Annotated in this window: 11 protein-coding genes; 9 read left to right on the top strand and 2 right to left on the bottom strand. The window is 68.2% G+C overall.

The features are described from left to right. Nucleotides 1-117: 117 nt before the first annotated feature. Both ABTV10_RS18705 and ABTV10_RS18710 read right to left on the bottom strand, forming a co-directional pair. Nucleotides 118-933 carry a DUF4261 domain-containing protein gene (locus tag ABTV10_RS18705; RefSeq protein ID WP_499029282.1) on the bottom strand — a complete coding sequence of 272 codons (816 nt, stop codon included), beginning with the start codon at nucleotides 931-933 and terminating at the stop codon, nucleotides 118-120. A 110-nt stretch (nucleotides 934-1,043) separates the two neighbouring features. Next, on the bottom strand, nucleotides 1,044-1,472 hold the full coding sequence (locus ABTV10_RS18710) for a YfbO family protein (RefSeq protein WP_499029284.1): 429 nt from the start codon (nucleotides 1,470-1,472) through the stop codon (nucleotides 1,044-1,046). A 162-nt stretch (nucleotides 1,473-1,634) separates the two neighbouring features. Between ABTV10_RS18710 and wrbA the strand changes: the two genes are divergently transcribed. The 9 genes from wrbA to ABTV10_RS18755 all read left to right on the top strand — a co-directional run bounded on the left by wrbA (nucleotide 1,635) and on the right by ABTV10_RS18755 (nucleotide 11,650). After that, nucleotides 1,635-2,240 carry an NAD(P)H:quinone oxidoreductase gene (gene wrbA, locus ABTV10_RS18715; RefSeq protein ID WP_499029286.1) on the top strand — a complete coding sequence of 202 codons (606 nt, stop codon included), beginning with the start codon at nucleotides 1,635-1,637 and terminating at the stop codon, nucleotides 2,238-2,240. A 50-nt stretch (nucleotides 2,241-2,290) separates the two neighbouring features. Further along, nucleotides 2,291-3,196, top strand: coding sequence for a MurR/RpiR family transcriptional regulator (locus tag ABTV10_RS18720; RefSeq protein WP_499029288.1), 906 nt, complete (start codon nucleotides 2,291-2,293; stop codon nucleotides 3,194-3,196). Nucleotides 3,197-3,324: 128 nt separating this feature from the next. Then, nucleotides 3,325-4,458, top strand: coding sequence for an ABC transporter ATP-binding protein (locus tag ABTV10_RS18725; RefSeq protein ID WP_499029290.1), 1,134 nt, complete (start codon nucleotides 3,325-3,327; stop codon nucleotides 4,456-4,458). Then, a complete protein-coding gene (locus ABTV10_RS18730; RefSeq protein ID WP_499029292.1) occupies nucleotides 4,451-5,809 on the top strand; it encodes an ABC transporter substrate-binding protein in 1,359 nt (452 codons plus the stop codon). Before ABTV10_RS18725 ends, ABTV10_RS18730 begins: the two co-directional genes overlap by 8 nt. A 20-nt stretch (nucleotides 5,810-5,829) precedes the next feature. Continuing rightward, nucleotides 5,830-6,585, top strand: coding sequence for a tyrosine-protein phosphatase (locus ABTV10_RS18735; protein ID WP_499029294.1), 756 nt, complete (start codon nucleotides 5,830-5,832; stop codon nucleotides 6,583-6,585). Between the two features lie 40 nt (nucleotides 6,586-6,625). Further along, nucleotides 6,626-7,516: a phosphodiesterase gene (locus ABTV10_RS18740; protein ID WP_499029295.1), complete on the top strand. Its 891-nt coding sequence runs from the start codon at nucleotides 6,626-6,628 to the stop codon at nucleotides 7,514-7,516. 30 nt (nucleotides 7,517-7,546) lie between these two features. Continuing rightward, entirely contained in the window at nucleotides 7,547-8,512 is a 966-nt protein-coding gene (locus ABTV10_RS18745) for a carbohydrate ABC transporter permease (protein ID WP_499029298.1), read from the top strand. Between the two features lie 21 nt (nucleotides 8,513-8,533). Next, nucleotides 8,534-9,430, top strand: coding sequence for a carbohydrate ABC transporter permease (locus ABTV10_RS18750; protein ID WP_499029300.1), 897 nt, complete (start codon nucleotides 8,534-8,536; stop codon nucleotides 9,428-9,430). 99 nt (nucleotides 9,431-9,529) lie between these two features. Further along, nucleotides 9,530-11,650 carry an MMPL family transporter gene (locus ABTV10_RS18755; RefSeq protein WP_499029302.1) on the top strand — a complete coding sequence of 707 codons (2,121 nt, stop codon included), beginning with the start codon at nucleotides 9,530-9,532 and terminating at the stop codon, nucleotides 11,648-11,650. The last annotated feature ends 27 nt before the right edge of the window (nucleotides 11,651-11,677 follow it).

The following is an 11,677-nucleotide window of genomic DNA, read 5'->3' on the forward strand; positions in this document are numbered from 1 at the left end:
CCCCACGAGGACCTCGCGTCACCGCTCCTTGTAGTCCGGCGCAGACAGCACCGCCGTTCCCAGACGCGCGCCGTTGGCGACGTCTGGTCGTTCTCGAAAAAAGAGCGGGCGACATGATCAGCGTCGACGACGGAACCAACCCCGCTTGCGCTTGCTCTGGCCGATATCGAACGTCAGGCGAAGAACGGTGCGCTCGGGGTCGAAGGCGCTCGGGGCGTGGTCGACGACGATCTCGGCGGCCTCGGTCGATCCGATCGTGTCGCCGTCGCCGATGACGGGTCCTTGTCCGACCAGGTACGAGGCGATGCCGGTGAGGCGCTCGAAGGTGTCAGCGGCGGATTCGGGGGTCTCCGGGATTTCGATGTCCGGGAGGCCGAGCATGTCGAGACCTCGTGTGTGGCCGGTCATCACGCCGTCCGGTCGCTCACCGATGTTGATCGCGACCCATGCGAGCAGCGGCGGCTCGGGCAGCGTCTCCTTCATCAGGTCTCGGAACAACGCGGGCAGGATGACGTGATCCGCACTACCGAAGTAGACGGCGCGGACGGTGTCGGAGAGTTCGACGATCGACGCGATGACACGCGACAGCAGCACCGCGTCCGCGATCGCGTCCTCGTGCCCACCCCCTGTACGGAAGACCGTGACGATGGTGTGCGCGGCGTAGTCGACCGGTGCCGGAACATCCTTCGGCCACAGGCGGCTGTGCTGGGCGATGTCGGCGACATCGTCCCCCACCCGGGCAGGCACGGTGAGCAGCGCGATCATGCTGTCGCCCAGGTCGAGGCGCACCGGCCCGTCGCCGGACTCGTCGTCACCGACGGAGAGGCCGGAGAAGTCGGCATCCGGCCAGTCTCGCTTCAGCTGCGCGGCCAGCGCTTCCGCGGTGATTTCGGCATCGAGTCGGTCCTGGAACAACATTGCGAGCGCGGGCATGGCTCTCCCCCTGAGAATGTGGGCTTGCACGACGATCGGTCGCCCGATTGAGACGTCGCGCGCTACACCCTATCCCCGCCGCAGGTGCTCTCCGCTCGCAGCTCCACCACTCAGTCCCACACGAGGGAGAGCACCCGGTGCCCGTCCGGGATGGGCGGTACGTCGCAGAAATCGGCGGCGTCGTAGACGAAGCCCTCCCACAGCGACTCCGCCTGCAGGCTCGCCACGTCGAGGCGGGCATCGACGTCCTCGACGGCCAGCGTCGTGCAGATGGCGACGGCCTCGGCGGACAGTCCCTCGTAGCCGTCGTCGAACATCTCCTCGTGCAACTGGACACGCACCCACGCCACCGCCGGATCTTCGGCCAGCACGTCGAGGCGTCGAGTGATCTCGGCGAGGTCCGGACGCCCGTACCCGTACTGATTGGGAGCGATGGAATCCACGAACACGTTCCCGTGGAAGAACTCCGGGACCGTCACCAACGGATACCGGTCGCCGCCGGCAGCCGAACGTTCCAGTACGTGCTCACGCGAAATCATGAGTGGAAAATACTCCTGCCGACGAGACACACCGGACATCACTCGCCCTGCTCACCACGCATCGCCTACCACACATAACCGGCCGATGTGTCCGAAGCCGTGCGTCCGATCCGGATGCGCGGTCTCATGGGATGGGGGCCGACGCACCGAAGGGACGTCCCGATGACCACGTTGTCCGTCATCTACTACTCCGCCACCGGCCACGGCACCGCGATGGCCGATCGGGTGTCCACGGCCGCGCAGTCCGCAGGCGCGGACGTGCGGGTGCGACATATCGCCGAGACCCGCGATCCTGCGACGTTCGCAGGCAACCCGGCATGGTCCGCCAACTACGAACTCACCAAGGACCTCCCTGCGGCCACCGGGGACGACATCGTCTGGGCCGACGCGGTGATCTTCGGGTCCCCGACCCGGTTCGGCAGCACCGCGAGCCCCTTCCAGACCTTCGTCGACACCCTCGGCGGCCTGTGGATGCAGGGGCAGCTCGCCGACAAGGTCTACGCGGCCTTCACCTCGAGCCAGACCCTGCACGGCGGCCAGGAGACCACCTTGACCTCGCTGTACACGTCGCTCATGCATTGGGGCGGCATCCTCGTTCCGCCCGGTTACACCGACCCGGTGAAGTTCGCGGACGGGAACCCGTACGGCGTCAGCAAGGTGACCGGACCGGACAACCAGAACCCCCTGGACGACACCACGATCGCGGCTCTCGAACACCTCGCGACCCGGGTGGTGACGATCGCCGGGAAACTCGCCGGCACGACGTAGCCGGCCTCGCGCGCGCCGACCCGTTCACGAACGTGTGTTATCCAGACGACATGTGTGCTGACTCTCTCGGAACGCAACCACCGATCGGTACGACGACGGCAACCATCCGTGCCCTGGCCGCAGGGCTCGCACCGAGCGAGCGCCGGGTGGCCGACGTGTGCGTCGAACGGCCCCGCGACGTCGCCTGGTGGTCGGCGGCGGATCTGGCGGCGGCGGCATCGACGTCGACCGCGACGGTGGTGCGGGCCTGCCAGAACCTCGGCTTCTCAGGATTCCAGCATGTGCGGATGCTGCTGCTGCGCGATCTGGGCGCCGAGTCCTCGACCGCGTCCGACGCGACCACGCCTCCCGGTGGCGTCGGCATTCTGCGGACGATCGTCTCGGAGGTCGGCACGGATCTGGCCGGCGGCCTGGCACCGCTGTCGGAGGACGCGTTCGACGACGCGGTCCGCGCGCTCGCGAACGCGCGGCGAATCCTGGTCGTCGCCAACGGAGGGTCATCGACGGCCGCAACGGCGTTCGCCGTCCGCTTCCTGCTTCGCGGCCGGGCCGCGGAGGCGCCGACCGACACGGTCCTGCAGGCTCTCACCGCACGGACCCTGTCCGGTGACGATGTGTGCGTCGCGGTCAGCGACTCGGGCATGAACGCGTACACGATCGACGCCGCGCGCGCCGCCCGTGACGCCGGCGCGCACGTCGTCGGTGTCACCGCGCACGCGCGGTCGGCGCTCGTCGACCTGTCGACCACGGCGCTGGTGGTCGGCAGTGGGTCGGGACCCTACGCGGCGCACGGGGTGTCGGCGACGATCATTCAGATGACCTTCCTGCTGGGCCTGCAGGTCGCCGTGTCGGAAGTGGACGGCGCAACCTCCAATTCCACTGAACGAGACGTGGAACATCTTGTCGCCCTGATGAATCCGACCCCTGATTTCCTCGACCCGAAGGATCGCAACTAGCCCTCCAACGCTCACGACTCGTTGGACGACCATTCAGTACTCGTTCACCTTCGGCTGGCTGACTACTCCATGTAATGAGAATTCCGAATCGATCCGATTCGGGTAATCACGTTTCATCGGAGAGGGTCATGGGCAGTATTCGTATCGAGGGCCTGGGCAGAACCTTCGGCGGCGTGACCGCCGTCGACGACATCTCGATGGAGATCCGCGACGGCGACTTCCTCGTCCTCCTGGGCCCCTCGGGCTGCGGCAAGACGACGCTTCTGCGGATGATCGCCGGGCTCCTCGAGCCGACCAGCGGCCGCATCGTCCTCGACGGCGAGGACATCACCACCGCGCCGGCACGCAAACGCGACGTCGCGATGGTCTTCCAGAACTACGCGCTGTATCCGCACCTGTCGGTGGCGCGCAATCTCGGTTTCCCCCTGCGTGTCCGGAAGGTCGCGAAGGACGAGGCGGCCACCCGGGTCGACGAGGTCGCGCGCCAGCTCGACATCGCACACCTGCTCGAGCGCAAGCCGAAGGAGCTGTCGGGCGGCCAGCGTCAGCGGGTCGCGGTCGGACGCGCGATCGTCCGTAACCCCAAGGCATTCCTGATGGACGAGCCGCTGTCGAACCTGGACGCCAAACTGCGGACCGCGACCCGTCGCGAGCTCACCGACCTCCACCGGCGCCTCGGCGCGACGTTCGTGTACGTCACCCACGACCAGGTCGAGGCCATGACGATGGCGACGCGGATCGCGCTGCTCAACGGCGGATCCGTCGAGCAGATCGGCACACCCGAGGAGGTCTACGACCGGCCCGCCTCCGTCTTCGTCGCCGGCTTCCTCGGCAGCCCGGCCATGAATCTGCTCGACGCGACGGTTCTCGGCGTCCACGGCACGGTCCGCGCCGAGGCGCCCGGGCTGCGCGCCGAACTCTTCTCCGGTACGACCGAGGACCTCGACGTGGTACTCGGGATCCGCCCGGAGCACCTGCGCGTCGGCGCCCGTTCCGATGCGGTATCCCTCACCGCCACGGTCGATTCCATCGAGAATCTCGGCAGCGAGGAGATCGCGTACTGCACCGTCGGCGACGCCACCGTCTGCGTCCGCTCCCCCCGGCCGATCGCGATGCACGTCGGCCAGACCCTGTCCCTCACGACCGATCCCGAGCACGTGCACCTGTTCGACCGCGCGAGCGGCCGACGACTCGAGTGGATCGACACCTCTCAGCCCTACGACTACCCCGCCTCTTCCGCTAGGAGCCTGACCCATGCGTAGACGCACCACCGGCCTGGCGCTGCTGTCACTCGCCACCGCCCTCACGGTGGCCGGATGTGCCACCGGCACCGCCGCGTCGAGTTCGTCGTCGGACGGCCTCGTCCCCGAACTCGACCCGAACCAGAAGGTCGAGATCACCTTCGAGTCCTACAACCTCACCCAGGCCGGCCCCTGGACCGACACCATCAACGGACTGATCGCCGACTTCGAGACCGAGCATCCCAACATCGATGTCACACCCCAGCCGCCGCAGGGATTGTCGGCAGCGGGCAGCGGCACCGCCAGCAGCGTGCAGACGCAGCTGCTGGCAGGCAACCCGCCGGACGTGGCGCAGTTGACGTTCGACAGCCTCGACTTCGCCGTCAACCAGCTCGGCGCTCAGTCGCTCGACTCGCTGGTCGGCAAGGACGCCGTGCAGGAGCACCTGGGCGGCGCGAATCCCTATCACCCTCGGGCCGCGACCCTGGGCGACTGGGAGGGTGAGACGTACGGGATGCCGTACGTGTTCTCCACCCCGGTGCTCTACTACAACGCCAGCCTGTTCCAGAAGGCCGGGCTGCCCGCCGACACCGACCTGTCGACGTGGCCCAAGGTCGCCGAGGCTGCGAAGAAGATCACCGCGACGACCGGCAAGCCGTCGCTGACGATCACCTGCGCGGTCAAGGGCGGCAACTGGTGCATGCAGGGCCTGTTCCGGTCGGCCGGCGGCAACGTCCTGTCCGAGGACCGCAGCACCGTCGAGTTCGCGAGCGACGAGTCGGTCGATGCGGTGGAGATGCTGCGCGGCCTGTACGACCAGGGCGTGCTCGCCAACCAGGACGCCGCGGGCCAGATGGAGGGTTTCATGAAGGGCGACACGGCGATCCAGCTCCAGTCGTCGTCCGTCCAGGGCATGCTGCTCGGCTCGGCGAAGGCCGGAGGCTGGGAGCTGCGCGCCGCGGCGATGCCCGCCTTCGAGGGACGCGAGGCGGTGCCCACGAACTCCGGTTCGGCGCTGTTCGTGTTCTCCCAGGACCCGGCGAAGCAGCGGGCCTCGTGGGAGCTCGTCAAGTTCATGACGAGCGATCACGCCTACACCGAGATCTCCTCGAAGATCGGCTACCTGCCACTGCGTACGTCGCTCACCACCGACCCGGCGGCGCTGAAGCCGTGGGCCGACGGCAACCCTCTCCTCGCGCCCAACCTCGAGCAGCTGGACCGGCTCGAGCCGTGGGTGTCGTACCCCGGCAACAGCTACGTCCAGATCGACTCCATCCTCGCCACGGCCATCGAGGAGTCCGTCTTCTACGGCAAGGACCCCGCCGCCACGATGTCCGCCGCCCAGGAGCGGGCACAGGCCCTGCTCCCCTGACCGACGAAAGCGATCCACTGATGACGACCATCCTGCCGCCGCACGCCGCCACCCGCCGGCTTGCCCTGTCCGGCACCTACAACCTGCGTGACGTCGGCGGCTACGCCGCAGGCAGTCGCTCGACCCGGTGGCGCAAGCTGCTGCGCTCCGACGCCCTGCACACGCTCGATCAGAGCGGACGCGACGCCCTCGCCGAGATCGGCCTCGGCCTGGTGATCGACCTGCGCGAGAAGGACGAACTCTCGGCGGCGCCGAACGCCCTCGCCGGGGTCGGACACCGTGAGGTGCACCTGCCCGTCTACGACGGCCCACTCGACCACAACCCGACCGGCGCGACGTTCGACCTCGGCACGCTGTACGGGTGGATGCTCACCGACCACGCCGCCCGGCTCACCGAGGCCGTCCGGCTGATCGCCGCGTCCGGCGACGAACCGGTGCTCGTGCACTGCACCGCAGGCAAGGACCGCACCGGTCTCGTGATCGCACTGGCGCTGGCTGCGGTCGGCGTCGACGCCCGTGACGTCATCGCCGACTACTCGCTCTCCGAGACGATGCTCCACGGCGAATGGGTCGACGCGATGGTCGCCTCGTTCCGGGACCGAGAACTGCCCGAGGACTTCGACATCGAGAGCATCGTCGCGGCGAGCCCCGCAGCGGTGATGCGCACGACACTCGCGCGGATCGACGCCGACCACGGCGGCGCCCGGCCCTTCCTGCGCGACCACGGCATGACCGAGGCCGAACTCACCGATCTGCACGCCGCCCTGCTGGCCTGACGTGCCGCGATACACGACAACGACTTTCGAGGACAGAACCATGAGCGAGTACGGAAAGCCCGACCACTACATCCTGCACGTGAGCGACACCCACTTCGTCGGAGACGGCGAACTGCTCCACGGCAGCGTCGACAGCGACGCCAACCTGGGTCGCCTGTTCGACCGCCTGGACCGCGCCGGGCAGCGACCCGAGGCGATCGTGTTCACCGGAGACCTCGCCGATGCCGGCAATCCGCAGGCGTACGCCCGCCTGCGGGATCTGGTCGAGCCGGCGGCGGCGAAGCTGGGCGCCGAGGTGATCTGGGTGATGGGCAACCACGACAGCCGGCCCGAGTTCCGCGCCGGACTGCTCGACGCCGAGCCCACACAGGAGTCGGTGGACATGGTCCACGACATCGGCGGGCTGCGGGTCATCGCGCTCGACAGCACCGTTCCGGGACACCACCACGGTGAGATCACCGACGAGCAGATCGATTGGCTCCGTGATGTTCTCGCGACTCCGGCGGCGCACGGCACACTGCTCGCGCTGCACCACCCGCCGGTGCCGAGCGCGCTCGAGCTGCTCGAGTCCGTCGAGCTCCGCGACCAGCGCCGACTCGAGGACGCGCTGCGCGGCACCGACGTCCGCGGCATTCTCGGCGGCCACCTGCACTACTCGACCACCTGCACCTTCGGAGGCATCCCGGTGTCCGTCGCGTCGGCCACCTGCTACACCCAGGACCTGTTCCCCGCCGGCGGCGGCATGCGTGGCCAGGACAGCGGACAGTCGTTCAACCTGGTGCACGTGTACTCCGACCGGATCCTGCACACCGTCGTGCCGGTCGAGGAGGGCCCGACGCTGTACGAGGTGACGATGGAACAGATGCGTTACTACCAGTCGCTGTCCCCCGAGGAGCAGCTCGCGGTGATGGCCGAGTCGTCGAGTCACTGACGCACACCCGAAACTGATTGCGAGAATCCAATGTTCGTCGAAGTTCCGGCGAGCGTCGAACCGCAGACCGTCGCTTCGCCCCTGCCCGTACGGGCCGGGGCGGGGTGGCGGTCGCGGGTGTCGCGCCGCGCCGTTCCCTACCTGTTCCTGCTGCCGGCCGTGGCGCTGCTCGTCCTGTGGACATACAAGCCGCTCGCCGAGACGGTCGGGCTCTCGTTCTACAAGTGGAACATGATTCCGACCAGCCCGAAGAAGCCGGTGGGACTCGACAACTACACCGCCGTGCTGTCGCTGCCGGAACTTCACCAGGCTCTGTGGAACACGTTGGCGTACATCGCCGCGTTCATGGTGTTCTCGCTGGTGCTCCCCCTCGCGATCGCAGTGCTGAGCACCCGGGTGAGCGGACGCGCCCGCACGTTCTACCAGGCACTGATCTTCGTGCCCTTCCTCGTGACACCGGTTGCGAGCAGCGCGATCTGGCGTTGGCTGTTCAATCCCGACAACGGCATGATCCCCCGCGTCTCGGCGACGATGGGCTACGACCTCGGCAACGTGTTCCGGGATCCGAAGCTCGCGCTGATCGGTGTGGTCGTGATCGTCGGCTGGCAGATGCTCGGATTCGGCGTCCTCGTCATCTCCGCGGGAATGGCCGGCATCAACCCCGACTACGGTCACGCCGCCTCCCTCGACGGAGCCACACCGTCGACGATCACACGGCGCATCACGCTGCCACTGCTGTCCCCCACGTTGGTGTTCCTGGCCCTCATGACCATCCTGCTCAGCGCCCAGTGGACGTATCCGGTGATCGACGTCCTCACCCAGGGCGGCCCCAGCGGATCGACGACCAACATCTACTACCTGTTGTACGAGTTCGGTTTCCGCAACTTCGACGCCGGACTCTCGGCGGCCGCGGGCACGCTGTTCTTCCTCGGCTTCGGCCTGATCGCATTCGTGTTCGTGCGGCTGTCCGAGCGATTGAGCTTCTACGACAACTGAACCGGCACCAAGGAACCCATCATGGCTTTCGTCATCCTCGACGCCCCCGGGGCGAACCCCACCACACGGCCGGACGTCCCGGCACCGGTCGAACCGCCGGCGGCACCGCGCGGCGGACGACGGCGGATCGCGATCGGTCACATCGTCCTCGCCGCTCTCGCGGTGTTCAGTGTCTTCCCGGTGTACTGGATGTTCGCGACGGCGCTGCGCCGCCCGGAGGACTCGCTCTCGGGCAACCTCCTTCCGTGGCCGCTGAGTACGGAGAACTTTCGGTACGTCTTCGACACCATCCCGATGCTGTCGATGCTCGTCAACACGTTCGCGATGGCCATCGTCGTCGCGGTCAGCCAGCTCTTCGTCGCGCTGCTCGCGTCGTACGGGTTCGCGCGCTGGAACTTCGCCGGCAAGCAACTGCTGTTCCTGTTGTTCGTCGGGTCGTGGCTGGTTCCGTTCCAGGTCACGATGATCCCCAACTACCTGCTGATCTCACAGATGGGTCTGCTCGACACGGTCGCGGGCGTGGTGGTCCCGAACCTGTGCTCGGCGTTCGGCGTGATGCTGCTCCGACAGCACTTGGAGGCCTTCCCGCGCGAGTTGCTCGATGCGAGCGAGATGGACGGCCAGGGCGCATGGGCCGCACTGTGGAAGGTGATCGTGCCCAATATGCGACCGGCGCTCGCGGCACTCGGGATCATGCTGTTCATCTCGGCATGGAACGAATACCTGTGGCCGTCGTTGATCCTGCGGAACTCGGATGCACTGGTGCAGATCGGTATCCGCAGCTTCCTCGGCGCCGAGGGCAACAACTGGGGTGCGGTGATGGCGGCGGCCGGCATCGCCTGCCTGCCGATCTTCCTCATCTACATCTTCCTGCAGCGGCATGTGGTCGACGCGTTCGTCCGCTCAGGCCTGAAGTGACCGGGCCCCACCTGGGCAGACGCAGCAGTCGCTAGAGTCGCGGGGCCGCATCCGATTCGGATGCGGCCCCGCCGTCCCCGGATTCGGAGAACCTCGAGCATGACACGCTGGGCCTCGATCGTCGTTACGCGCAAGTGGTGGGTGCTGACCGTGGTGCTGATCGCCGCGATCGTGGCCGGTATCTGGGGCTCGGGGGTGTTCTCGAAACTCAGCCAGGGCGGATACATCGACCCGGGGAGCGAGTCGGCCGAGGTGTCGCGGATCGTCGAGGACAACTTCGGCCGGCAAGATCCCGACATCGTCGCGATCTACACGGTGCCCGGCGGCAAGACGCTCTCGGACCTCGAACCCGCGGTCACCGACACTCTCGACCGATTCCGGGCCGAGGTGCCGACAGAGTCGGTGACGTCGTACTGGTCCGCGGCGCCGCCGGCGAAACAGCTGCTGCTGTCGGAGGACGGGACCAAGGTGGCGGCGACCGTCGTCCTCTCTCCCGACTCGCACGTCACGGTCGCCACCTTCGCGGATCTGCTACCGAAGCTCGAAATCGACGGCGTGGAATCCGAATTCGCAGGCGGATCCGTCGTCGGCGTGTCGCTCAGCAGCCGGCTGCAGGCCGACCTGGTCCGCGCCGAGGCGATCGCGCTGCCGGTCACACTGGTGCTGCTGGTGTTCGTCTTCGGCGGTCTGGTCGCGGCCGCGGTGCCGGTGTTCGTTGGCCTGCTCGCGGTGCTCAGTTCACTCGGCATCCTCCGCCTGCTCACCGAGGTCACCGAGATCAGTTCGTTCGCGCTCAACGTCGCGTCGCTGATCGGGCTGGGGCTGGCGATCGACTACGGCCTGTTCATCGTGAGCCGATTCCGTGAGGAACTGGCGGGCGGCGCCACTTCCGCCGACGCGACGCGCCGCACCGTGCTGACGGCGGGGCGCACCGTGATGTTCTCGGGCCTGCTGCTCGTGTGCGCGTTCGCGGGCATGCTCGTGTTCCCACAGGCGGTGATCCGCTCGCTCGGCTTCGGCGCGATCGCGGCCGTGACAGGCGCGGCGGTGCTGTCGCTGACGGTGGTGCCGGCGCTGCTGGCGATCCTCGGGCATCGCATCGACGCGCTGTCGTGGCGCAAGGGTGCGGCGCAGCGCGGCGAGGAACGCGCCCGACGCTTCTGGGGTGGTGTCGTCACCCGGGTGATGCGCCGCCCGGCGGTCGTCGCGGTCGGCATCACCGCCGGACTGCTGGTGCTGGCCGCTCCGCTGACGAAGGCGACACTCGGCGAGATCACCTACACCGCACTACCCGCCGACGATCCGGCGCGCGTCGCGACCGAGACGCTGGCGACGGAGTTTCCGTCGACCGGCGAAGGTGCGACCCTCATCGTGCGTGGCCCCGATGGGGCGCCGCCGTCACCGGGCGATCTGTCCCGGGTCGTCGCGGCCGCCAAGCAGGTCGACGGGATCGGGCAGGCGGTCGTGCTCGCGACGCAGAACGACGTCACCGCGATCCAGGCCCTGTACGCGCAGGGGGTCGAGGGCGCCGCGGCGGGCGACGCCGTGCAGGGGTTGCGGGCGATCGATGCGCCTCCGGGCACCGACGTCCTCGTCGGCGGCGGCCGGGCGACGGTCGACGACGGCAACACCGCGATCGTGCAGTGGCTGCCCGCGATGATTGCGATCATGGTGGGCTCGACGCTGGTGCTGATGTTCCTGGCGTTCGGGTCGGTGGTGCTGCCTGTCAAGGCCGTCGCGATGGCCGGACTGAGCCTCGCCGCCACCTTCGGCGTCCTCACGTGGGTGTTCCAAGAGGGTCACGGTGCGGAGCTGCTCGGGGTCACACCGGCCCCGCTCGAGGCGACGTTCGTTGTGCTGATCCTCGCGGTGGTGTTCGGCCTGTCCACCGACTACGAGGTCTTCCTGATGTCGCGCATGGTCGAGGCGCGGGCGGCGGGGGCGACCACGGAGGACGCGGTGCGGATCGGTGCCGAGCGCACGGGCCGGGTGGTCACCGCGGCGGCGATGCTGCTGATCGTCGTCACCGGCGCGTTCACGGTGTCGGGCCTGTCGATCATGCGCTTCCTCGGGGTCGGCATGATCCTCGCGCTGATCATCGACGCGACGGTCGTGCGGATGCTGTTGGTGCCGTCGCTGGTCACCTTGATGGGCGAGGCCAACTGGTGGGCGCCGGCGTGGATGCGGCGCGTGCACGAACGCGTCGGCCTCGGGCACTGACGGCACCGAGTTCGGGAACCCCTGGCA

The organism is Paraburkholderia sp. RHO2, from assembly GCF_050955445.1.
Classification (GTDB): Bacteria; Actinomycetota; Actinomycetes; order Mycobacteriales; family Mycobacteriaceae; genus Prescottella; species Prescottella agglutinans_A.